The 23,591-nt window shown below is 61.7% G+C and carries 18 protein-coding genes; 13 read left to right on the forward strand and 5 right to left on the reverse strand.

The annotated features are described in order from the left end of the window. Nucleotides 1–187 precede the first annotated feature (187 nt). Nucleotides 188–1,876 carry a tannase/feruloyl esterase family alpha/beta hydrolase gene (locus VAR608DRAFT_RS02445; protein ID WP_231973155.1) on the reverse strand — a complete coding sequence of 563 codons (1,689 nt, stop codon included), beginning with the start codon at nt 1,874–1,876 and terminating at the stop codon, nt 188–190. A 316-nt stretch (nt 1,877–2,192) separates the two neighbouring features. On the opposite strand from VAR608DRAFT_RS02445, the gene VAR608DRAFT_RS02450 reads away from it, so the two are divergent. Beyond that, nucleotides 2,193–3,167, forward strand: coding sequence for a LysR family transcriptional regulator (locus tag VAR608DRAFT_RS02450; RefSeq protein ID WP_088952623.1), 975 nt, complete (start codon nt 2,193–2,195; stop codon nt 3,165–3,167). A gap of 81 nt (nt 3,168–3,248) precedes the next feature. On the opposite strand, the gene VAR608DRAFT_RS02455 is transcribed toward VAR608DRAFT_RS02450, so the two are convergent. After that, nucleotides 3,249–4,241 (reverse strand): LysR substrate-binding domain-containing protein, encoded by a 993-nt coding sequence (locus tag VAR608DRAFT_RS02455; RefSeq protein ID WP_088952624.1) that lies wholly within the window; start codon nt 4,239–4,241, stop codon nt 3,249–3,251. A 171-nt stretch (nt 4,242–4,412) separates the two neighbouring features. Between VAR608DRAFT_RS02455 and VAR608DRAFT_RS02460 the strand changes: the two genes are divergently transcribed. Then, nucleotides 4,413–5,282: a class II aldolase/adducin family protein gene (locus tag VAR608DRAFT_RS02460; protein ID WP_088952625.1), complete on the forward strand. Its 870-nt coding sequence runs from the start codon at nt 4,413–4,415 to the stop codon at nt 5,280–5,282. A gap of 92 nt (nt 5,283–5,374) precedes the next feature. Continuing rightward, a complete protein-coding gene (locus tag VAR608DRAFT_RS02465; protein WP_088952626.1) occupies nt 5,375–6,700 on the forward strand; it encodes an MFS transporter in 1,326 nt (441 codons plus the stop codon). Here VAR608DRAFT_RS02465 and VAR608DRAFT_RS02470 read toward each other — a convergent pair. Beyond that, nucleotides 6,683–7,396 carry a GntR family transcriptional regulator gene (locus VAR608DRAFT_RS02470; RefSeq protein ID WP_088952627.1) on the reverse strand — a complete coding sequence of 238 codons (714 nt, stop codon included), beginning with the start codon at nt 7,394–7,396 and terminating at the stop codon, nt 6,683–6,685. The genes VAR608DRAFT_RS02465 and VAR608DRAFT_RS02470 overlap by 18 nt on opposite strands. 473 nt (nt 7,397–7,869) lie before the next feature. Between VAR608DRAFT_RS02470 and ilvC the strand changes: the two genes are divergently transcribed. The 5 genes from ilvC to VAR608DRAFT_RS02495 all read left to right on the forward strand — a co-directional run bounded on the left by ilvC (nt 7,870) and on the right by VAR608DRAFT_RS02495 (nt 15,303). Then, a complete protein-coding gene (ilvC, locus tag VAR608DRAFT_RS02475; RefSeq protein WP_088952628.1) occupies nt 7,870–8,886 on the forward strand; it encodes a ketol-acid reductoisomerase in 1,017 nt (338 codons plus the stop codon). A 145-nt stretch (nt 8,887–9,031) separates the two neighbouring features. Beyond that, a complete protein-coding gene (locus VAR608DRAFT_RS02480; protein WP_088952629.1) occupies nt 9,032–10,582 on the forward strand; it encodes a Rieske 2Fe-2S domain-containing protein in 1,551 nt (516 codons plus the stop codon). Continuing rightward, a complete protein-coding gene (locus VAR608DRAFT_RS02485; RefSeq protein WP_088952630.1) occupies nt 10,579–11,580 on the forward strand; it encodes a PDR/VanB family oxidoreductase in 1,002 nt (333 codons plus the stop codon). Before VAR608DRAFT_RS02480 ends, VAR608DRAFT_RS02485 begins: the two co-directional genes overlap by 4 nt. A gap of 698 nt (nt 11,581–12,278) precedes the next feature. Next, a complete protein-coding gene (locus VAR608DRAFT_RS02490; protein WP_088952631.1) occupies nt 12,279–13,742 on the forward strand; it encodes a glycoside hydrolase family 5 protein in 1,464 nt (487 codons plus the stop codon). A 79-nt stretch (nt 13,743–13,821) separates the two neighbouring features. Beyond that, complete coding sequence (locus VAR608DRAFT_RS02495; RefSeq protein ID WP_088952632.1) at nt 13,822–15,303, forward strand: NAD-dependent succinate-semialdehyde dehydrogenase; 1,482 nt, start codon at nt 13,822–13,824, stop codon at nt 15,301–15,303. 52 nt (nt 15,304–15,355) lie between these two features. Here VAR608DRAFT_RS02495 and VAR608DRAFT_RS02500 read toward each other — a convergent pair whose 3' ends face one another. Continuing rightward, entirely contained in the window at nt 15,356–16,411 is a 1,056-nt protein-coding gene (locus tag VAR608DRAFT_RS02500) for a Gfo/Idh/MocA family protein (protein WP_088952633.1), read from the reverse strand. 169 nt (nt 16,412–16,580) lie between these two features. Then, the gene (locus tag VAR608DRAFT_RS02505) at nt 16,581–17,900 is read right to left on the reverse strand and encodes an ROK family transcriptional regulator (RefSeq protein WP_088952634.1); all 1,320 of its coding nucleotides are present in this window, start codon (nt 17,898–17,900) and stop codon (nt 16,581–16,583) included. A gap of 147 nt (nt 17,901–18,047) precedes the next feature. Here VAR608DRAFT_RS02505 and VAR608DRAFT_RS02510 point away from each other — a divergent pair, with 147 nt between their 5' ends. The 5 genes from VAR608DRAFT_RS02510 to VAR608DRAFT_RS02530 all read left to right on the forward strand — a co-directional run bounded on the left by VAR608DRAFT_RS02510 (nt 18,048) and on the right by VAR608DRAFT_RS02530 (nt 23,584). Beyond that, nucleotides 18,048–19,325, forward strand: coding sequence for an ABC transporter substrate-binding protein (locus VAR608DRAFT_RS02510; RefSeq protein WP_088952635.1), 1,278 nt, complete (start codon nt 18,048–18,050; stop codon nt 19,323–19,325). 29 nt (nt 19,326–19,354) lie between these two features. Further along, complete coding sequence (locus tag VAR608DRAFT_RS02515; RefSeq protein ID WP_088952636.1) at nt 19,355–20,299, forward strand: carbohydrate ABC transporter permease; 945 nt, start codon at nt 19,355–19,357, stop codon at nt 20,297–20,299. Between the two features lie 31 nt (nt 20,300–20,330). After that, complete coding sequence (locus VAR608DRAFT_RS02520; RefSeq protein ID WP_197700457.1) at nt 20,331–21,143, forward strand: carbohydrate ABC transporter permease; 813 nt, start codon at nt 20,331–20,333, stop codon at nt 21,141–21,143. Between the two features lie 48 nt (nt 21,144–21,191). Further along, nucleotides 21,192–22,253, forward strand: coding sequence for an ABC transporter ATP-binding protein (locus tag VAR608DRAFT_RS02525; protein WP_088952638.1), 1,062 nt, complete (start codon nt 21,192–21,194; stop codon nt 22,251–22,253). 146 nt (nt 22,254–22,399) lie between these two features. Beyond that, a complete protein-coding gene (locus tag VAR608DRAFT_RS02530) occupies nt 22,400–23,584 on the forward strand; it encodes a fumarylacetoacetate hydrolase family protein (RefSeq protein WP_088952639.1) in 1,185 nt (394 codons plus the stop codon). Nucleotides 23,585–23,591 lie beyond the last annotated feature (7 nt).

Here is a 23,591-nt window from a genome sequence, read left to right on the forward strand (position 1 = left end):
TGCAGCTTACTTTTCAGTGGTTTTACTTTTAGCGAAGATTTCAGCTTCCTCAGCCCCCAATGCAAATCATGTGAGGCGACGTTGAATGCTTCCATAAAGCAAAAAAAGTCCCTGAAGCACGGGGCCAAGCAGCTGGCGGGAGGAAAGTGCGAGATGCCAGCTGGTGCTGTGGGGTGTTGAAAGCCGACTAAGAGCAGATATAGCTCGTCGCCACGTTGGGGTCGCCAAACGTGAACGTAGCCTTCATGGGGTAAACGCAGAGCGGACGACTCTTGACCGGCGTGCCTGCTGTGCTTTGAATGACGATAGCGTCCGGTACCGTGCCGTTTTCCACCCAGGCGGTCAGCAGCGGGTAGAGCTGACCAGCGGCGATCCGAGGGGCATTTAGGGCCGAATTGACTGTCCCGTTGGGAGTGGGTTCGGGACCGTGTCCGGCTCCTGGCACAAGATAGAACTTCCAGAAGGCTTGGACCACTGCCAGACCACCAAGCTGCGTCGCTACCCGGTTGTAGTAGTTGATGGTCCCTTGAGGAGGAATCAGCTGGTCGTTGAGTCCATGCCAGGTGATGAGCTTGCCTCCTCTCGCGACGAACTTTGACAGATCGGGATTGTCGGTATTGATACCACCGAACTGCGTCTGCAGTGCAAGGCCCTGGTCGTACGCGTTGGAGAGCCGCGCATAGGTCAGGTTCTTCCAACCGTTCGCACCGTTCCCGGTCGCATTGAAGAAAGCGGGTGTCGTGATTGTCGGGTCCTGCAATTCCAGCGCGACAAGGTCAGAGGATGTCGTGAAGGGTCCCGTGGGGCTGGCGAGACCGGTGCCAGTGGTCCCTCTTGAGAGACCGTACCACCTTTGGTTGCCAGCGATCGATAGTGACCAGCCGTTGTCCACAGCAGGGTCCGGAACGCTGCCGTCGAAGGTCTGGCCGTACCAGATCTTGTTGATGGCTGTTGCCTGAGCGAGGTTGACGCACGCAGCGGTCGCGTTGGTGCCGGTTACGCCAGCGTTGCCGGCGACCCCCGAGCAAAGAGCTGCCGCGTCCCTGGTCGGGTCGTAAGTGCAGGACGATGGATCAGGGATGTAGCCGAGATGCTGGCCGCCGACGACGTCGCATGCCGCCGTTGCTTGGGCACCCACTTGGTTGAACTGGTCGTTCGTGAGGGGCGTGCCCGCGAGGTCTCGCTGCATGACGACTTGGGGATACAGCTCTCCCGTAATGAACCTCGTCCAGTTGATCGCAGGTCGAGCTACCAACATCGCGTCGTAATCGTCCGGATAGGTCTGCGCGATCTTGAGACCTTGGCGACCACCCGTTGAGCCACCGTCCCAGTACATCTTGAGCGGCGCAGTTCCGTAATATGCGGTCGCCAGCGCCTTGGATTTGACGGCCTGCTCATGCAGCGAGCGCACCGCGAAGTCGTTCCACAGCGCCGTGTTGATGGTCCCGTCGGGATTCATCGCGAATGCACCTCCAGACCCCGAGTGACCTGTATCGGTCGCAGAGGAAACCGCCCCCTCCGTTCCGGAGATGGTTGGCGCTGAACCGACTGAAGAGGTTGATGCCAGCGATCCGATGCTAGTGAGCGGTTGATAGCTTCCACCGGCCCATCCTCCGCCGCCCGCGTTGTGAACCCGCTTGTTCCAGTTCACGGGTGAAGGGAGCCAGACCTCGATGCCTATGCCGGGCGAAGTAGAGGGGGCGCCTGCGGGGCCGGGATTGCCTGGGCCGACGTTGAGCTTGACCATGCACATGTCATTCCCTGCTGTTGCGGTCGAGCTTGTGGCAGTTCCGGTTAGCAGCAGAGGGTCGCCCTTCTTGAAGGACTTCACCAACAACACCGTGGTGTTTGCGTCCGGCTTGAACGCTGTCTTCATCGAGTCGTCGCACGACAAGGTTTGCGCCGCCGTAGCGGCTGTGCTTCCTCCTCCTCCTCCTCCTCCGCAGGCAGTAGTGAGCGCGCTTGCTGCGACAAGCGCCAGCGAAAGTGCCGTGGGCGTGGCGCGGGACGCCCTTGGTGGAAGGGGTGCTGCTGGAATCATCGATGGTCTCCTGTTGCCATATTTGGAATAGGCACTATATTTCTCATATCTGGAAAATGTGCACTCTTGTGCATGTGCGTCGCCATCTTCGGAGCGCGGTCCAGCAGCCACAAATTAATATTTGTTCTGATTCATTAGTTGAACTGATAGCGTGGACCACTCGGCATCGGCCCTTGTCAACCTTCTGCTGGCGCGCGGCAAGTTCCGCCATCTGCAAGTTCTGCTTCGCTTGGCGGAGCTCGGCAGCGTGCAGCGAACTGCAGATGTGATCGGCTTGACCCAGTCTTCGGTGACGCAGACGCTGCATCACCTGGAAAGCTTGCTCGGTGTGAAGCTCTTCGAGCGCCATGCACGGGGTGTCCGGCCAACGCCGGCAGCGCGCGACCTGCTTCCTATAGCCCGACAGCTCGTGCTTGGCATCTCAGAAGGAGCCGAGGCAGTGGTGGCGCGACGCACGTGCGGAGACGGGGTGGTGCGGCTGATCGGATCTACCACCGCTACACATGGCCTATTGGCCTGCACGTTGCCGGAGTTCAGCAGGCGCTATCCGAGGATTCAGATCCACTTGCGCGAAGCGGAGGGCGAAGATCAACTGCTGGCGATCGCCCGGGGTGAAGTCGACCTCGTTGTGTGCCGAAAACCTGCCGTGGAACCCGAAGGATGGAAGTTCGACCCGGTGATTCAGGATCGCTTTCTGATCGTCTGTCGCGCCGAGCATCCGTTGGCTCGAAGACGAGAAGTTCAGTGGTCAGAACTGTCGCGCGGAACCTGGCTGCTGCTACCAACGGGCTTGGGAGCGCGGACGCGATTCGACGCCCTGTGTGAACAGCACTTCGATCGTGTGGCTGACGTGTACCCCATAGTGACCCAGTCGCTGTCGATGCTGCAGCCGCTATTGCGGGAACATGACCTACTGGCCATCCTGCCATTCAACTTTGTGCGGTCGCAGCTGCGAGATGGAAGTTTGGTGGAGGTCAAGGCCGAAGGGGAATTGGCGATGGATCCCATTGGACTGCTCCAGCCTACGGAATCGGCGGGGCAAGCGACCCTTGTCTTGAGCGAATTCCTGAGGATGTCGTGTCCGGAGCTCGGAGAAAAGTCGCCAGGGCCCGTTGGTACGTCCTGAGAATCGACGCCCCCTCCAAGCTCCCCTGGCGGGCCCGACCTGCAGGAGGCCGCACTCCCAAAGGCGTGTCGGACACCATCCCTAGGTGCTGGAGCCGGGTGAACTGGAGCCCCGCGTTCGATTGTTTTTGTGCGGATCGGGAGGTGAAGCCGACGACTTCTTTTTTCCTGTGCGGGTCGGTACTGTCTTGGCGTGCAGCTCTTTGAACAACCAATCCTTGAACCTCCTGATCTTCTCGACCTGGCGCTGGTTGGTTCGCTGTGAGAAGAAGTGGTTTTCGCGGGTGATTACTTGGAACTCAAGACTCCCGGCCACGACTAGGTCTCCCCGGGCGAGTTCACGCTCCGCAAATCGCGTAGTTTCCAAGGCTACCCCCAAGCCATCGACAGCAGCGGAAATGGACAAGGCCCCCCGGTCAAACGATTGACGAGGCCGCTGAGGCAGCTGTAGCTTGTTGAGGTTGAACCAGTCTCTCCAAGTCACCTGGCTGAGCTGAGAGTCAATCAGCGTCAGTTCACAGATTGCTACCTTCCAGGGGCGGCGGTCGGCGTTCAACGAAGGGGAGCACATGGGTGCAATTTGTTCCTTCCCCAAGGGCAGCACTTCTACGCCTGGCCTCTCAAGCGCGCGTCCGTATGAGATTGCAACGTCGACTTCTCGCGCTTGAGTGAGGTCCATTGGTTCGGCACCACTCGTCATGCGGATAGATATGCCCGGGTGCTTGGCCATGAAATCGGGTAGCCGGGGCCCCAACCACTTGGCGGCGAAACTGGGAGCGCAGTACAGCGATAAGATTTGGCCCGATGGCGCCAGATTCACTTCCGCACAGCACGCTTCCATTGCATCCAGGACACGCGTTAGGCTCTCGAGGAGGCGATGACCTTCTGGCGTAAGGTCGACGCGTCGATGGCTTCGATGAAACAGCGGCTTCCCAAAGACTTCTTCGAGTTCACGTACTTGGTGGCTAATGGCAGAGGGGGTGAGGTGCAGTTCGTGGGCGGCGAGGGTGAAGCTTTCGAGTCGCCCCGCAGCTTCAAATGCACGAAGCAGTACGAAGTTGGGGATTCGTCTCATTGGGGGGCCGGTCAGTAGTTGGTGTTCGAGATCGCGAAAGCACGTCTTGAATGAATAGGGTTCATTTGAACATGAACACCTATCGTTTGTCATTCATCTTTCGAAGTTCGAAGATTCGTTCATCCAACCGCGGTCTCTTCCTCGTTGGACCCTCAACTCAAAGGACTCACCATGTCAGCCGTACTCGATCGCCCCCTGGAAGCGCCGACCTCGAGCAAGTTCGTCCTGCCTAAGCTGCCGGACGGCCGTGTCTCCGTGTACCAGCCTCAGCAGCAGGGCCTCATCTATCCCGAATTGCCCACTTTCTCCAACTTCGCCGAGGAGCGCCTGCATCTGAAGCAACGTCTGGTGGCTGCGTGCCGCGCCTTTGCGCTGGAGGGCTTTGACTACGGGTTCGCCGGTCACCTAACGGTGCGCGATCCGGAGCATCCGGAGCTCTACTGGACCAACCCGATGTGTGTTCACTTCGCGCAGGTAAAGGTGTCGAACCTCATCCTCGTGGATCACCAGGGCAATGTCGTGGAGGGACGCTACGCGCTCAACCGCGCAGGCTTCGTCCTGCACGCCGCCGTGCACGAAGCACATCAGGACATTGTGTCGATGTGCCACGCCCATACCGTGTATGGCACGGCCTTCGCCGCCTTGGGCAAACCCCTCGCCCCGATCTCTCAAGATGCCGCGGCCTTCTTCGAGGACCACGTCGTCATCAAGAACGAGGCCGGCCAGGTCGCAGTGGAAGAAAAGGCGGGCACTGCCGTATGCGACTGGTTCAAGGGCGTTCGCGCGGCCATCCACCAGAACCACGGCCTGCTGACAGCCAGTCGCTTCAGCATCGAGTCGGCTGCCTTCTGGTTCATTGCGCTGGAGCGCTGCTGCCGCCAGCAACTCCTCGTAGAGGCCACCGGACAGACACCGGTTCTTGTACCGCCGGACCGTTCGCGCTACAGCCGCGAGCACGTCGGGTCTGAATACATCGGGTGGCTGCACTTCCAGCCGATCTACGAACATCTGGCTGTGACGCAGCCGGACATGTTCGACTGAACATTCCCGCCTCCTTCCAAGTCTGTCTTCGCTCGCCCTGGTCACTGAGGCCGGGGTGGGGCAGTCCCTTTTCTATTATTTGGAGACAAACCATGTACAGCGATGTCGCGACCCCACATGTCGGCACGCGGGACGAAGAAGCAGCCACCTATTCGAAGGTGGCGTGGCGCCTGCTCCCTTTTCTATTCCTTTGCTACGTCTGCGCTTATCTCGACCGAATCAACGTGAGCTTCGCCAAGCTGCAAATGGCCCATGACCTGGGCCTGAGCGATGCGATCTACGGACTCGGCGCCGGCATCTTCTTCGTCGGCTACCTCATGTTCGAGGTGCCGAGCAATCTCATCCTATTGAAGGTCGGAGCGCGTCGATGGATTGCCCGCATCATGGTGACATGGGGTCTCATCTCGGCAGGCATGCTGTTCGTGAGTGGCCCAACCAGCTTCTATGTCCTGCGCTTTCTGTTGGGCGTGGCTGAAGCCGGCTTCATTCCAGCGATTCTTCTGTACCTGACCTACTGGTTCCCCAACAAGCGACGCAGCAAGGTGACGGCCCTGTTCCTCACCGGCATCCCGATGTCAGGTGTCATCGGCGGCCCGCTGTCGGGCTGGATGATGACTCACTTCCAGGGGCTGCATGGAATGGCTGGCTGGCAATGGTTGTTTCTTCTTCAGGGACTTCCGACGGTATTGGTTGGCGTCATCGCCTTCTTCTACCTCAATGACAAGGTGGCGGACGCCAAGTGGCTGAGCACTTCCGAAAAGTCCATCATCCAGCATGACCTGTCCTTCGAGCAACAAGGCCAGCACCTGCACTCCATCCGTGATGGGTTAACCAATCCCAAGGTGCTGCTGCTCAGTGGCATCTACTTCTTCTTCACGATGGGCCTGTACGGCGTGAGCTTCTGGCTGCCCAGCCTGGTAAAGGCAAGCGGCGTCACGGATCCGCTGGACATCGGACTCTTGTCCTCCATTCCCTATGCCGCGGCGGTCATCGGCATGATTCTCATCAGCCGCAGTTCGGATGCAACGGGCGAGCGACGCTGGCATCTGTCTCTGGCCGGCGTGCTGGGCGCTATCGGGCTGTGCGCCAGCGTCTTCTTTGCCCAAGAAACCACCCTTGCCATGGTGGCCCTCACCATCGGAACCGTTGGCGTGATGGCGACCATCTCGCAGTTCTGGGTCCTGCCCCCGGCCATCCTGGGTGGCGGCGCGGCCGCAGCCGGCATTGCCCTGGTCAATTCGGTGGGCAGCATCTCCGGTGTCGTCAGCCCTTACGTCATCGGCTGGGTGCAAACGGCATACGGGGCGACCGGTGCGGGCGTATTCGGCCTGGCAGTCAGCCTGGTGATCGGCAGCCTGCTTGTGTTCACTGTGCCGGCCAAGCTGGTGAACGTGTCGAAATCAGGCCGCCAGGCTTGAGACGGCGGGCGCGTCATGCGGCAGCGATTGCGCTCGTGCGAGAAGCTCGCCCAACTGGGCGACCACATTGGTCTTGGCGCGGTCGATATGAAGGTCGCTCAAGAGCGCCGCGCGCTCGGCGTCTCCCTGGGCAATGGCATCGGCGATGGCTTGATGCTCGTCCCAGATGGTGGAGCGATGCTTGGACGTGCGATGCACTGCGCCCATGACGCGACGCAGATGCATCCAGTAGCGGCTGGCACTCTCGGCGATGAGCGGATTGCCCGATGCGCTGTAGATGGCGTTGTGGAAGGCGAGGTCGGCATCGATGATGGCCTTGAGGTCCTCGCCTTCCGCCGCCATGCGGCCACGCTCGATGAGCGCGGAGTCGATGGCATGCCGGGCCTTCGCGGCCAGACGGGCAGCGAGCGCATCCAGGGCGCCGCGAACCTCGTACACCCGGCCAACCCAATCCGGGTCCAACTGGGTGACTTGCACTCCGCGGCCTGGAGCGTCCTCGATGAGCCCGTCCTTTTTCAGCAGCCGCAGCGCCGCCAGGACAGGAGAGCGCGATACATGAAGCTGTTCGGCGATTTCCTCTTGGGTGATGCGTTCCCCGGGCGCTAGGGAGCCGTCCGTGATGGCGTCGAGCAGCACCCGATAGACCGTATCCACGAAGTCCGTTCGAGCAGGCAGCTTGTCGAGTTGAAGTCGCATGTCGGCATTCTAGTTTGGATACAGAGCGCAAAGTACAGAAATGGCCTCACTACCAATACGAGTCACCGCGACAAAGCTTCTGGACGGCCTGGTGCTGCTGATTGCAACCAAGACCGCGACGCTTTCAATCATTCCGGCAGGGCAAGACTCCCCACCGGGCCTGGAAGTCGCTGCATGGGCTGGTCTCGCGTCGGTGTATGCCGGCTGCTCGTGGGCATGCGGCGCAGGACGTCGCGTACCTGCGTGGGCCGCCCCGCTCGCAAGGGCCTGCCTCCTTTTCTGCGTCTTCCTGTGCGTTTGCCTGATGCGCCACTTTGCTGGGCTCGCCCTACAGTCTCCCGTCCATTTTTTCGATTGGATGATCCTCGCCGTGTGCTGCGCCAGCGGCGCATTGCTCGAACGGCCGTCGAGTGGCGATTGACCGCGTGAAGGTCATTCGTTTCCTTTTCCCAACCCCCTACGTACCAACGAACATGAAAGTTTTCTACGACAAAGACGCCGACCTCAGCCTCCTGAAGGACCGCAAGGTGGCCATCATCGGCTACGGCTCACAAGGCCACGCCCACGCGCAAAATCTTCACGACAGCGGGATTTACGTCCGCGTCGGGCTGCGCGAGGGTGGCGCTTCCTGGAAGAAGGCCGCGGCGGCCGGCCTCGCCGTGCGGACCGTGGCGCAGGCCGTGCGCGAGGCCGACGTGGTCATCCTCCTCATTCCCGACGAAGACATCGCGAGCGTGTATGCCACCGAGGTCGAGCCCAATCTGCGGGAGGGCTCCACCCTGGCCTTCGCGCACGGATTCAACATCCACTACGGGCTGGTGAAGCCGCGGGATGACCTGAACGTGGTGATGGTGGCGCCCAAAGCGCCGGGCCATACGGTTCGTTCCACCTACAAGGAGGGCGGCGGAGTGCCGAGCTTGGTAGCCGTCTGGCAGGACCGCTCAGGCCGCTCGCTGCAACTGGCCTTGGCGTATGCGGTGGCCATTGGCAGCGGCAAGGCCGGCATCATCGAGACCGACTTCCGGGAAGAGACGGAGACGGACCTCTTTGGCGAACAAGCGGTGCTGTGCGGCGGCACGGTGGAACTTGTGAAATGCGGCTTTGAAACCCTGGTGGAGGCCGGTTACTCGCCGGAGATGGCGTACTTCGAGTGCCTCCATGAACTCAAGCTCATCGTCGACCTGATGTACGAGGGCGGCATTGCCACGATGAACTACGGCATCTCGAACAACGCTGAATTTGGCGAGTACGTGACCGGCCCCCGAATCGTGACGGAGGAGACCCGAAAGGCCATGCGGCAGGTGCTCAAGGACATCCAGACCGGCGAGTACGCCAAGGCTTTCATCCTTGAAACCCGCGCCGGCGGGCCGGTGCTTCGCTCCCGCCGTCGCTTGGACGCCGTGCATCCCATCGAGACCGTTGGCGCCAAGCTGCGGTCCATGATGCCTTGGATCGCGCGCAACAAGCTGGTCGACCGCGAAGCCAACTAAGGCCCCTCCGACACAACCCGAGGCACGAGATGAGGGTAAACCCTATCTTCGATGCCTCGATTTGCGCCTATTCTTTGGATACAGAGTACAGAACACAGAGTTCGGTAGGCGGTTCCCCCATCCATTCCACTTTCGAAAGATCACGATGACCATCAAGCAAGAGCAACTGGAGCGCACCACCAGCACGGGCGGTGCCACGGTCAAGAAGCTGATTCCGTTCGGCGGCTACTACACCAACAAGGTGCCGGGTCATGATCCCGAACTGACCGAAGTGGGCCCGGGGACACCAACCGGCGAATACCTGCGTCGCTTCTGGCACCCGGTGTGCATGACGATCGAACTGACAGACACGCCCCGCTTCCTGAAGATCCTGGGCGAAGAACTGGTGTGCTTTCGTGATGGCAGCGGCCGGATCGGCCTGCTGCATGCGCATTGTGTGCACCGCGGCGCATCGCTCGAATACGGCAAGATCGAGGAGCACGGGATCTCCTGCTGCTACCACGGCATGGTTTTCGACGTGGACGGCACCTGCCTGCGCGTCCCGTTTCCGGAAGGAGAGGAAGAGGAGGGCGAGCGTTATCGCTGCTCCATCCGCCAGGGCGCCTACAAGGCCTTTGAACGCCACGGCTTGGTGTTTGCCTACATGGGCCCGCCCGAAGAAGAGCCGCCTTTCCCCGAGTGGGAGGGCAACTTCACCGTGGCCGAAGGCGACGAGCTCGTGCCCTACAGCAATTTCCAGCACGCCAACTGGCTGCAGGTGCAGGACAACTCGGCTGACAACTACCACACCATGGCCCTGCACGCGAAGCGGCAGGTGACCGGCGAGAACTACCAGGGCACCACTTTCGATGAGGTTGGAGCAGCCTCGATGGAAGTGCCGCCGGACATGCAGTTCGTTCCGATTCATGGTGGCCGTGGGCTTGCCTGCGCGGGTGCTCGCCGTTCCGACGTCGACCACATGTACATCCGCATCCAGCACCAGGTGCTGCCCAACTTCAGCTTGCATGCGTACACATCGGAGGACGGCCATCAGAAGAAGCTGTTCGGCCGCTTCCACATGATTCGATGGACCGTGCCGGTGGATGACGTCAACAGCAAGATGATCGGCTGGCGAGTGATGGGGCCTGGCATCGACACGAGAGGAATCGGGGACAAGAGCCTGGTCGGCTACGAGACCATCGATTTCCTGGAAGGCCAGGTGGCCATGCGCCGCCCCGAGCGGTTCGGCCAGTACAAGCTCGAGGACATGCCCCCCATCCCGGAAGACCACCGTGCCCGGCACAACTACAAGGAATGCCAGTATGCGCCCGGCGACTACGAGGCCATCATCAGCCAGCGCCCGATTGCAGTGCACTCGCTGGAGAACCCCACGAAGTTCGACGCTGGGCTGTACATGTTCCGCAAGCTGCTTCGCGATGCGGTGCGCGGGAACAACCCCAACGCCGGGCCCGAGAAGTTTGCCGAGTGGCTGCGCGAAAGTGATGGCGCACCCAACAGCTACTGCTCGGGCAATGTGTTCGACCTGCCAGTCGGCCGCACCACGGAGGAAGAGGTCACGTTGCGTCGCCACCTGGCGCGTTCCGTCGTCCAAATCCTGAATCAGGCCGATGGCATGAAGGGCAGCGAGCGCACCGCCTTCGTCAAGCAGAAGCTCGAAGAACTCCAGCAGGACGTACTGGCCCGGAGGCAGTCATGAACGCGCCGATTCCTCTGAGCGTGCTGACGGAGCCGGTTGTTCCCGCGCAACTTCAATTGCAGGTGTGCGGCATACGGCTCCAGGCCGAGGGCATTCACGCATTCGACCTCGCGCATCCTGACGGCGACGAGCTTCCGCAGGTGCAGGCAGGCTCGCACGTGGATGTGCACCTGCCAGGCGGGCTGGTCCGCTCATACTCGCTGGCAGGCGATCCAAGTGACTGCTCTCGGTGGACCTTGGGCGTCCTTCGCGAAGCGAAAGGGCGAGGTGGCTCCAAAGCACTTCACGACCAAGTGCGAGTAGGAGAGCTCATCACCGTGGGCGCGCCGCGAAATGCCTTCGCACTGCTGGACGAAACGGAACATGCGATCTTGATTGCGGGGGGCATCGGCATCACTCCGTTGAAGTCGATGGCCCACGTCCTCGCCAAGGAAGGACGCTCGTTCGAGTTGCACTATTGCGCGCGCACCTCGAAGCATGCGGCATTTGTCGAGGAACTGTGCGACTTGATCCCGGATGAGCGCCTGAGCTTCCACTTCGACAATGGAGACCCCGCCGAGGGTCTGGACATCAAGGCACTGCTCGCCAAGCATGAGCCAGGCCATCACGTCTACTTCTGCGGTCCCGGCGGTTTCATGAAGGCATGCACCGAAGCCGCAAGTCACTGGCCCAAGGGCACTGTCCACAGTGAGCATTTCAAGGCTCCGGAGCCTGCAAAGACCAACAACACACCAAGCGGCGGCTTTGAAGTGAAGCTTGCCCGAAGTGGCATCAGCGTTCAGGTCGGGCCGGATCAGACCATCGTGCGCGCGATCGAACTTGCGGGCCAGAGAGTTCCGACGTCCTGCCTTTCGGGCCTCTGCGGAGCATGCAAGGTCGACTATCTGGAAGGTGATGTCGACCATCAGGACTTCATTCTCAGCGACGAAGAGAAGCAACGCTGCCTGACGGTGTGCGTGTCTCGCGCGAAAAGCTCATGCCTGGTACTGGATCTGTAGGGCCTGACTCACGACCCGAGGCCAGGGTGAACTTTCATTTCAGGCGTTAGAGATCCGCCTGCCGTCGCAGTGCCGAGACTCGGTGCAAGAGCCTGCCCGACCACTTCGACAAGCTCGTACACGCCAGACGTTGGCTGTTGAGACTGTCTCCGAAGTCGTGCGCTAGACAGCACACATTCACGTCCCAAGGCCCAGAATTAATTCGACCATCGAATTTAGGTGCGAGGAGACCAAGAGACGTATGCCATGCCAGTGGCATGTGAATGCCTTGCGGCGGCTGTTGGTCGGACCAACGGGGGTCCAGATCTTGACCTGTCTTGACGGGCCAAGCCACGGCCCCGCATCTCGTCTTGGGAGACACGTCGGGAGATCTAACGCACCAGAGGCGATTCCGCCCCACTTGGGGTATTCCCTAGTGACCGCGGCGCCTACCGATGGCACATTAATTCGGCCATCAAACTAATTACGGCGATGAGGCTCGGATCGTTGCCTTGCCCTTGCATGACAGGGGGTCGCCCGCCGGCGAATTGGGAGTTGGTTGAGGCCGGTGGACCAGGCGGAGAGCGCTGAAGGTCTGGATTTGAAAGGCGTCGGTTCTTCTGCCCGTCAACTCACACGAATGGGAACGCAGTGGAAGCACGCAAAGATGTCCGATGCTTCGATCAGCAAAAGTCTTACTGAAACTAAGGAGATACAAGATGGAATTTCTAAGCGTTAAGGGAAATCAGATCGTCAATCCCCAGGGAAAGAGCATTCGACTCAGAGGTACCTGTGTCGGTGGCTGGATGAACATGGAGGACTTCATCAACGGCTACTCTGGTGCGGAGCACACGCTCAGAGTCGAGATGGCTGAGGTTCTGGGACCCTCGAAAGCCGAGTTCTTCTTCGAGCGTTTTCACGACCACTTCTTCAATGAGTCCGACATCGAGTACATGCGGCGCCTGGGCATGACGGTCGTCAGGTTGCCGCTGAACTATCGGCACTTTGAGGACGATATGCATCCCTTCGTCTACAAAGAGAGTGGTTTCCAAAGGTTGACCCAAGTATTGCGCTGGTGCGAGAAGCATGGCCTCTACGCGATACTCGACCTCCACGCGGTCCAGGGTTCCCAGAACGTGCACTGGCATTCGGATAACGCCAACAGACACGGCCTCTTCTGGAGCAACGCTAACTTCCAAGACAGGTTCGTCGCCCTCTGGAAGGAAATTGCGACCCGCTACCAGAACGACGCGGTTGTTGCGGGATTCAATGTGATGAACGAGCCTTGCGTCAACAATCGTTCCGGCGACCTGCCTTGGAACATCTACAAAAACTATCGTCCCGCCTGGGATCTCATGAATGCGGTGCACAGGCGGGTCGTTGGCGCAATCAGGGAAGTCGATGCGAAGCACATCATCTTTCTGGAGGGCGACCGATATTCGATCCAGTTCGCGGGCCTTGAAGCGCCGTTTGCGGAAAACCTTGTCTACAGCAGCCACAACTACACAGTTGCAGGTTTTGGTCCAGGTCAGTACCCCGGAACGATCAACGCCGGTCCCCCACGAAGCTCCGGCCCAGAACATTGGGACTTTGAAAGGCAAGAGAGCACATTTCTGAATCAAGAGGGTACGGTGTACACAAAGAAGCACAACGTACCGCTTTGGGTCGGAGAGTTCGGATCGGTCTATAACGGACTTGCGTCGGAAGTGCCGGATCGACTTCGAGCGATGGATGACCAGATTGCGATCTTCGAGCGTCATGATGCCCATTGGACTACCTGGACCTACAAAGACGTTGGAGTGATGGGTCTGGTGGTTCTCGACCCCGAGTCTGAATACCGCGCGCGGGTTGGCGACTTCATCAAGAAGAAGGAACAACTTGGAGCAGATGATTGGATGGCATGGATGCCCCCGACGCCGGTGAAGCAGGCAACCGCGCGTCTGGCTCAGCAGATCTACGATGTCATCGGAGACGACGAGATAGAGCGAGACTTCAGCCAGACATGCTTTAGTGCGGCCGTGCTTTGCTTCTATACCAGTGCTTTGATGCAGCGAACCTACGCGCGGCTGTTCAAGAATTCATCCGAGGCGGAGATCGATCGAATCCTGAGTTCTTTCTCGCTAAAGAACTGCCGCGTAGATGAGCGCCTCACGGCTATCGTGAAGAAGCACTGCGCTGCCTGACAAAGGGAGAACTGATCCGTTGACGGCGGTCGCCCCTCGGGGGCCTGACCGTCTTCGGATCAACCTTGGAGATCACCATATGACAACAGCGACCGCCACCCCCTGCGGCCACGTCACCGCCACCGCCAGCTACCCCGATACGCGTCTTCTGATCAACAACGAATGGTGCGACGCGGACGGCGGCAAGACGCTGGACGTATACAACCCCGCAACTGGCAAGGCGATTGGCAAGGTGGCCCGTGCCGGCATTGCCGACCTGAACCGCGCGCTGGAGGCCGCCCAGAAGGGCTTCGAGATCTGGCGCAGGACCCCGGCGACCGAGCGTGCCGCCATCATGCGCAAGGCCGCTGCCTTGCTGCGTGAGCGCGCCGCGGACATTGGTCGCATCCTCACCCAGGAGCAGGGCAAGCCCTTTGTCGAGGCTCGCGCAGAATGCATCGCCGGTGCTGACATCATTGAATGGTTTGCCGACGAAGGCCGTCGCGTGTATGGCCGCATCGTGCCGTCGCGCAACCTGGCGGCCCAGCAGCTGGTGATCAAGGAGCCGGTGGGCCCCGTGGCCGCCTTCACGCCCTGGAACTTCCCCATCAATCAGATCGTGCGCAAGCTCGGCGCGGCGCTGGCCAGCGGCTGCTCCTTCCTATGTAAGGCCCCGGAAGAAACCCCGGCCTCGCCCGCTGCGCTCCTTCAGTGCTTCGTGGACGCCGGCATCCCGGCCGGCGTGATTGGCCTGGTCTATGGCGACCCGGCTGAAATCTCCAGCTACCTGATTCCGCAGCCCGTCATCCGCAAGGTGACCTTCACCGGCTCCACGCCGGTGGGCAAGCAACTGGCCGCCATTGCCGGCCAGCACATGAAGCGCGCCACCATGGAATTGGGCGGCCACGCCCCCGTGATCGTGGCGGCCGATGCCGACATCGCCCTTGCGGTGAAGGCTGCCGGCGCGGCCAAGTTCCGCAATGCGGGCCAAGTCTGCATTTCGCCCACCCGCTTCCTGGTGCACAACAGCATCCGTGCCGAGTTCGCCAAGGCGCTGACGGCGCAGACCGAACAGCTCAAGATCGGCGACGGCCTGGCCGAAGGCACCACGCTCGGCCCCCTGGCCAACGCGCGCCGCATCACCGCCATGGACAAGATCCTGCAGGACGCCCGCGCCACCGGCGCCAAGGTGCTGACCGGCGGCGGGCGCGTGGGCAGCGAAGGCAACTTTTTCGCGCCCACGGTACTGGACGAGGTGTCGCTGCAGGCCGATGTGTTCAACAACGAGCCCTTTGGCCCCATCGCCGCCATCCGCGGCTTCGACACGCTGGAAGAAGCGATTGCTGAAGCCAATCGCCTGCCTTTCGGCCTGGCCGGCTACGCCTTCACGCAGTCCATCAAGAACGCGCACCTGCTGTCGCAATCGGTGGAAGTTGGCATGCTGTGGATCAACCAACCGGCCGCGCCCTCGCCCGAGATGCCGTTCGGCGGCGTGAAGGATTCGGGCTACGGCTCCGAAGGCGGCCCGGAAGCCATGGAGGCTTATCTGGTGACCAAGGCCGTGTCGATCATGGCCGTCTGAATCCCTCGCAGGGGAAGACGGCGTGGAGGGGCCCGCCGCGCTACGGCCTATCTCATTGCACGTTGCAGGCGCGCCTTTCCTTTGCACTTTGCGCGATGGCATCCAGGGTAGCCGCGTTGTCCAGACTGGCCTTTGCTGCACGTTCGATGGCGTCGAAGTCGCGCTCCGCAATGACCTTTGCGAACGCCTCTGCGGCGAAACGAAAGCCGCTCCCGGCGCCACAACGAATGTCCTCAAACGGAATCGCCAGAGGCGTGCCGCGGCGAACGCGCAGTTGGCTGGGGAGGTACCCGAAGGGGTGGCCGCCGGCATTCACACTCGTATGGTTCAAGAATTCTGTTGTGATTGAGCCTTGCGTGCCCACGATATGGGCCAGTCGATGATTCGCTGTGTCCATCGCGCATGAGAGCTGGGCGCGAGCGCCGTCAGCATAGTAGAGGGTGGCCGCCAGGCTCATGTCAACACCGGACTCGTCCCACGAGGCATCAGCTTGCACGCGCTGCGGTGCACAGCCCATGACCAGTCGGATCAGGCTCAGCGGATAGCTGCCGGCGTCCAACAGTGCGCCGCCGCCCAGTTCGGGATTCATCCTGATGTTGCCTTGCGGGCTGGATAGGGTGAAACCAAAGCTCGCCTGGATTGAGCGGACCCTTCCAATCGCGCCCTGGCGCAACAGGTCAAGCATTGCGCCGGTTTGCGGCTGAAAGTAGTAGGGAAAGGCCTCGAGCAGCATGACGCCGTGCCGCTTTGCGGCATCGAACATGGCCCCTGCTTCATCGCGACGCAAGGCCAGTGGCTTCTCACACAGCACGTGCTTGCCGGCCTCGGCGGCCTTGATCGCCCATTCGGCATGCAAGCTATTGGGAAGTGGCACGTAGACCGCGTCGATCTCGTCGTCGGAGAGCAATGCCTCGTAGCTGCCGTAATGGCGGCCGATGCCTTGGGCCACAGCGAAGGCAGCTGCTGTGTCTGGACTGCGGCTTGCGACGGCAACGACGCGCGCTTGCTGGCTCGGCGCCACGTCGCGCGAGAACTGCTTGGCGATATTGGCGCAACCCAGGATGCCGATGCGAAGAGGTGAGGTAGCTCTAGTAGGGGTAGGGGTCATGATGTAGTTCGGCGATTTAGGTCAAGTGGCGAACGAGTGGTGAAAGCTCTAGACGACCACCACCGGTTGGTCAGGCGAAAAAGAGGATGATTTGACGTCGCTGGCAAGTGGACGGATCCGTGAAAAGGCCGGTCTCCTGGGGGCATCCGCCGCATGCACTGAGCGCGTTTCAAACAGAATCCGGGGCCGGCACGTATTGCGAGTGAAGGGCAGGCTGGTGGGGGTTGAACATCGCGTGTAAAACGAATGCGGCACCGCCAACGGCGGTAGCCAGATCCGAGTGCCGGGCCGTTTTCACCACCGGGGCTATCAGACCGGCCCTTTCTGCGTACCGGGAGAGTACTTCGGACGCTGCATCGAGAAGCGTGTCTCCGCCGAAGGTCACCGTCTCGCCGCCCAACACGATCACCTGCGGGTTGAAGGTGGTCCAGACGTTCTGGAGCAGCACGCCGAGATAGGCACCCGCTCTCGCGAAAGCGGCCCGGGTCGCCGGATTGCGGCTGCTCATGCGCGCGCGCAGCGCACGCCGGTCGATGACGTCGTCCTGAAAGCAACCCGCCGCGGCCGCGATGGCCTTGAGCCCGATGTACGCCTCCGCACATCCGAGCCGACCGCACGAGCAGGGCTGCCCTTCGATCACGAGCGTGGTGTGGCCGATCTCGCCCGCTGAACCGCTGGCACCCGTGAACAGCGCGTGGTTGAGGATGATGCCCGCGCCGACGCCAACGCCGCAGCTCACGTAGACCAGCGGATCGTCGACCGGTCTCTCGCAAAACTCGGTCTCGCCGACGGCCGCCAGGTCGGCTTCGTTGTGATAGTAGACAGGGACGTCCGCCAGGCCCGCCTGTGCCAGTTCGGCGCCCAGCCGGCGGCCGATCTCGACATGGCGCCAGCCGATGTTCGGCGCGAATTCCAGCATGCCCGAACGCTTGTCGACCGGGCCATGCAGCCCGACACCGATGCCCAGCAGGCGCGAACCGCCGCGTGCCATCTTGGCGGAAAGCGCGGTGGCCATCTCGACGAGTTGGTGACAGGCCTCGTCCGGGTCCTTCGACCGGAGCGCAGCCTGGCTCGCCTCGAGGATTTCCCCGTGGATCGAAGTCGCCACGACCCGGATTGCATCCGGTCCAAGGTCGACGCCGAGCAGGACCATGTCCTTTCCTGCGAGCTTCAAAGGCGTGGGCCGGCGTCCGGCTGTGCCGGTGACGAACGCATCGGCTTCGACCAGCCATCCTTCATCGATGAGTTCCTTGATGAGCAGACTGACGGTGGATCGCGTCAAGCCGCTGCGCTCAGACAGGTCAGCGCGGGAGATGCCAGCGTGCTCGCGAAGCAGGCGAAGCAGGGCAATGCGATTGATGCTTTTGACATAGGCCTGGTCTCCCGTGACCGGAGATGGCGTGGAAATCTTCTTCCTTTGCTCTCGCACGTGCTTTATGCCTGTTAGTCGAACTAATGGTCTCGCGCTTCGATCTGATGGGTGGGTCATAAGCGATTCTATTGGTTCGCTGCCGAGATTGGAGCCTGTAAAAGGCTAGCTTCAATCGCGAAATTTTGCACTATCAGTGTATTCCCTAGTGATCATGCCGCTCCCTCATGGCACATTTGTTCGCCCATCAAACAAATTGGAGACACGATGAGAAGCATCAAGTTGGTTTCTTCTGCGTTGTTCGCCGCGGGGATGTGGCTGTCCTCTGCCGGTGCCCTGGCCGACACGACGGTTCGTCTGATGCATGTGGACCAGAACCCCGAGACCGGCGCCTTCTACAACGACGTTGCGCGCCGTTTCGAATCGACGCACCCCGGCGTGAAGGTCGAGATCCAGTACCTCGAGAACGAGTCGTACAAGAAGAAGCTGACCACGCTGCTGCAGTCGCCCGACCGGCCCAACATCCTGTACAGCTGGGGCGGCGGGACGATGCGGGACCAGATCAAGGCCGGCGTCGTCGAGGACATCTCGGCGCCCATGGACGCGAAGTGGCGCGAGAGCTTCATGCCGGCTGCGCTGCAGGCCTTTACCGTCAACGGCAAGGTCTACGGCGTACCGCTGCAGCTGGGCCAGGTCGGGTTCTTCTACAACAAGGACCTGTTCGCGAAGGCCGGGGTGGACGCCGGTTCGATCAAGACCTGGGACGACCTGCTCGGCGCCGTGAAGAAGATCAAGGACTCGGGGACCACGCCGATCATCGTCGGCGGCGGTGACAAGTGGCCGCTGCACTTCTACTGGTCGCACCTGGCCCTGCGGATCGGCGGCAAGGCCGCCTTCGACTCCGCCATGCAAGGCGAAGGCAAGGGCTTTGCGAGCGACACCTTCGTCCAGGCGGGCACCTTGTTCCAGCAACTCACCGACCTGAAGCCGTTCCAGCCGGGCTACCTCGGCGCCACGTTTCCCCAGTCTTCGGGCCAGTTCGGCGACGGCAAGGGGGCCATGGTGCTGCAGCTGAACTCGATGCTCGGCTCGATGAAGGCGAACTCCGCGAACAAGCTCGGCATTCCCGAGGACAAGCTGGGATGGTTCCCCTTCCCGGCCGTGGCGGGCGGCAAGGGCGACCCGAGCGACACCCTGGGCGGCATGAACGGCTGGCTGGTCACCAAGGGCTCGCCGAAGGAGGCCGTCGAATTCCTGCGCTTCTTCTCGGAGGCGAAGAACCAGCGCATCCCGGCTGAGCGCGGCTCCTACATCCCGGTGGTGAACGGAACGCAGGATGCCATCGCGAACCCGATCCTTCGCCAGTTGGCAGAGAACGTCTCGAAGTCGCACTACCACCAGATCTACTACGACCAGATGCTTGGCCCGTCGGTCGGTGCGGTCGTCAACGACGTGTCGGTCGATCTCGCCACCGGGAAGATGAAGCCGGCGGACGCCGCGGCTGCCGTGCAGGCCGCCTGGCAGCGCGCCAACGGCACCAACTGAGCGATCCGCGGGAAGGATCCAACGTGACGATGATCGATCACAGTGCGGGCGCTGCCATGCCCGCCGCCCCGACAGGCTGGTCGCGGGCCTGGCGCCGCAAGCCATCCAAACGAGTCGGCGGCACGACGACGGTGGTGCTGTTCTTTCTGCCGCCGGCGATCCTGCTGTTCACCTTGTTCGTTGCCTTCCCGATGGGGGCGGCCGGCTGGTACAGCTTCTTCAGCTGGAACGGCTACGGTGTCCCCACCAATTTCATCGGCCTGCGGAACTTCGTGGACCTGTTCCGCAACCCCGCGTTCCACACGGCCCTCGGCAACAACCTGCTGATCATCGTGGGGTCCCTGGCGGTGCAGTTGCCATTGGCCCTGGCGATGGCGGTGCTGCTGGCCGACAAGGTGCGCGGCACCACCACCTTCAGGCTGATCTTCTTCCTGCCCTACATCCTGGCGGAGATCGCGGCCGGCCTCATCTGGCGCTTCGTCTACGACGGCGACTACGGCCTCCTGGCCAAGGTCTGGGAAGCGTTCGGAGCGAGCGCGCCCTATGTGCTGTCCGAACCGGACCTCGCCATGTACGCCATCCTGGTCGTCGTGATCTGGAAGTACTTCGGCTTCCACATGATCCTGTACATCGCCGGACTGCAGCAGATCGATCGAAGCCTCTATGAAGCTGCTCGCATCGACGGCGCGTCGCGCTGGCAGATCTTCACCCGCATCACGGTGCCCTTGCTGGGCTCGACGATCAGGCTGTCGGTGTTCTTCGCGATCCTCGGATCGATCCAGCTCTTCGATCTCATCATGCCGCTGACCAAGGGCGGTCCGTCCGACAGCACGCAGACCATGGTGACCTTCCTCTACAGCTACGGGGTGACTCGCATGGAGATCGGATTCGGCAGCGCCGTCGGTGTCGTCCTGTTCCTGATCTGCGTGGTCTTCGCCTTTGGCTACAAACGGATCCTGATGCGCCATGACTAGTCACGATACAACCCCTTCGAAGTCGGCGTCGATGTCGCCGGTCGTTCGCTACGCAGCGCTGTTCCTCGTTGCCGGCCTGGTGCTGATCCCGTTGGTCGCCACCGTGCTGGGCGGATTCAAGACGCTCGGCGACCTGCGGGTCAACCCGTTCGGATTTCCGGCCCAATGGGAATGGCGCAACTACTGGGACATCCTGGGCGGGAGCCGCTACTGGCAGCTGATGGGCAATTCCGCGGTGATCGCGGTGCTGACGGTCATCCTGACGGTGATGGTCTCGGCGATGGCGGCCTTCGTGTTCGTGCACATCAAGTTCTTCGGCTCGACCTTCCTCATCAACTACCTGCTTCTCGGCTTGATGTTCCCGGCGGCGACCGCCATCTTGCCGCTCTTCATCCAGATCCGGGACCTGGGCCTGCTCGACAACTACTGGGGCGTCGTGCTGCCACAGGTGGCCTTCGGCCTGGCGTCGAGCATCCTGCTGTTTCGCAACTACTTCAAGCAACTGCCGGCGGAATTGTTCGAGGCGGCCTTGATCGACGGCTGCGGCTACTTCAGGTTCTTCTGGCACATCGTGCTGCCGCTGTCGCGCCCCATCTTGGCCACCGTGGCGGTGATCGTCTTCGTGCACAGCTGGAACTCCTACCTGCTGCCGCTGGTGGTCTTCAACCGCGAGACGCTCTACACCTGGCCGCTCGGGATCATGGCCTACCAGGGCGAGTTCTCGACCGACTGGAACCTGGTGCTGGCATTCATCACGCTCACGATCCTTCCGGCCGTGATCATGTTCTTTGCCGCCCAGAAGCACATCGTCGCCGGCCTGACCTCCGGCTCTGTAAAGGGTTGACGCCCGTCGCTCGTACGCCCCACAACCAGGCAATCACAAGGATCAAGCATGTCTGCAGTCAGCATCCGGAGAGTTCAGAAGAACTATGGCGCGGTTCAAATCATCCGCGACGTCAATGTCGAAATTGACGATGGCGAGTTCGTGATCCTGGTCGGACCCTCCGGCTGTGGAAAGTCGACGCTGCTGAGGATGATTGCCGGACTTGAGGACATTTCGGCGGGCGAGATTCGCATCGGTGAGAGAGTCGTCAACGATGTCGAGCCGAAGGAGCGCGACATCGCCATGGTGTTCCAGAGCTACGCGCTCTATCCGCACATGACGGTCGAGGACAACATGGCGTTCTCGCTCAAGATGGGCGGCGCGAAGAAGAGCGAGATCGACCCGAAGGTCGCGCGTGCGGCCAAGATCCTGAGCCGCGAACCGCTGCTCGGTCGCCTGCCGAAGGAGCTCTCCGGAGGCCAGCGCCAGCGCGTCGCGATGGGCCGGGCGATCGTCCGCGATCCGAAGGTGTTCCTGTTCGACGAGCCGCTGTCCAACCTCGACGCCAAGCTGCGCGTGCAGATGCGCACCGAGATCAAGGCCCTGCACCAGCGCCTGGGAACCACCATCGTCTACGTGACCCACGACCAGGTCGAGGCCATGACGATGGCCGACAAGATCGTGGTCCTGCATGGTGGCATCGTCGAACAAGTTGGAGCACCACTTGAGCTGTACGACCGTCCGGCTAACTTGTTCGTTGCCGGTTTCATCGGCAGCCCCGCGATGAACCTCATCGAGGGGAAGGTGGAGCGAGACGGCTTTGCAGTCGACGGCGCCAGCGGCCTGACGCTCCCGTTTTCCAATGCGCCGACGGCGAGCCCGGGGCTACCTGCGGTCTACGGTATCCGGCCCGAGCACTTTTCGCTCGACGCCGCAGGGCTTCCCGTCACGGTCGAGGTGGTCGAGCCGACCGGGTCGGAGACCCAGGTGATGGCGCACATCGGTGGGCAGGAGATCACCGCGGTCTTCCGTGAACGCATCACCGCCGGTCCCGGCGAGGTCATCCGGATCGCCGTGCAGAGCGAACACGCGCACCTGTTCGACGCGGCGACCGAGCAACGAATCAACTGAAAGAGCAGGAGCTGGTCAATGGATTTTCTGAGAGTCATCGACTTCCGCGCCAGCATCGCGCAACCGGATGATCCCGTGATGAAGGACCTATCGGCGGGTGACCTTTCGCGTACCAGGTCCCCGGCATCACCCCTGTAGATCTTGCAATGCAATCGAACCTCCATCCATCGTTTCTTCCTGCCGACGTTTCCGGCGCCTTGCTCGTCGGCCGGGTCTGGCGTTCAGGCCCCGTCAACGGACCTTGCGTGGTGCTGGTTCGAGACGGTCGAGTCGTGGACATCACCGCCTCGGCGCCCACGGTCTCCGACCTTCTCGAGCGCCAGGACCTTCTTGAATTCATCCGCAACTGCCCGGGGGAGCCTCTGGGTGAAGTGGCCGGGTGGCTGAACAAGACCATGAAGGCCTCGGGAGAAGCTGGCGCCGAGAAGCTCCTGGCCCCTTGCGACCTGCAGGCCATCAAGGCATGCGGCGTCACCTTCGCCGTGAGCCTGCTGGAGCGCGTCATCGAGGAGCAGGCCGGCGGCGATGCGACCAAGGCCGTGCAGATCCGCACTGAGCTGCAACGCACCATCGGGACGGACCTGTCGGCCATCCGACCCGGCTCGCCCGAAGCGGAAACGCTCAAGCGTGAACTCATCCGCCAGGGTACATGGTCGCAGTACATGGAAGTCGGCATCGGCCCCGATGCCGAAGTGTTCTCGAAGGCGCAGCCCATGTCGGCGGTCGGATTCGGCGCGGACGTCGGATTGCACCCCGGCTCGTCGTGGAACAACCCTGAGCCCGAGATCGTGCTGGCCGTCACCAGTCGCTCGCAGATCGTCGGCGCGACGCTGGGCAACGATGTCAACCTCCGCGACATCGAAGGCCGCAGCGCCCTCCTGCTGGGCAAAGCCAAGGACAACAACGGCTCCTGCGCCATCGGGCCGTTTCTGCGCCTGTTTGACGAGGACTTCACGCTGGACACCATCCGCGCGGCCACCGTGAGCCTGACCATCGAGGGGCAGGACGACGGCTTCCGGCTGGAAGGCGCAAGCCGCATGGCCGAGATCAGCCGCGACCCCGCCGACCTGGTGCGCCAGACCTGCGGTCCACATCACCAGTATCCGGACGGCTTCTTCCTCTTCCTCGGCACGATGTTCTCCCCGATCGAGGACCGCGGGGCCGAAGGCAAGGGCTTCACGCACCGCCTCGGTGACCGCGTGACGATCTCGACGCCGTCGCTGGGCGCCCTGGTCAATCACGTGCAGCGCTCCGATGCCATCGCCCCCTGGACCTTCGGCGTCCGGGCTCTTTACCGAAATCTGTCCTTGCGCGGCATTGCCGCTTCCTGAGGCGAAC

Origin of the sequence: Variovorax sp. HW608, assembly GCF_900090195.1 — a bacterium.
Taxonomy (GTDB): Bacteria; Pseudomonadota; Gammaproteobacteria; order Burkholderiales; family Burkholderiaceae_C; genus Variovorax.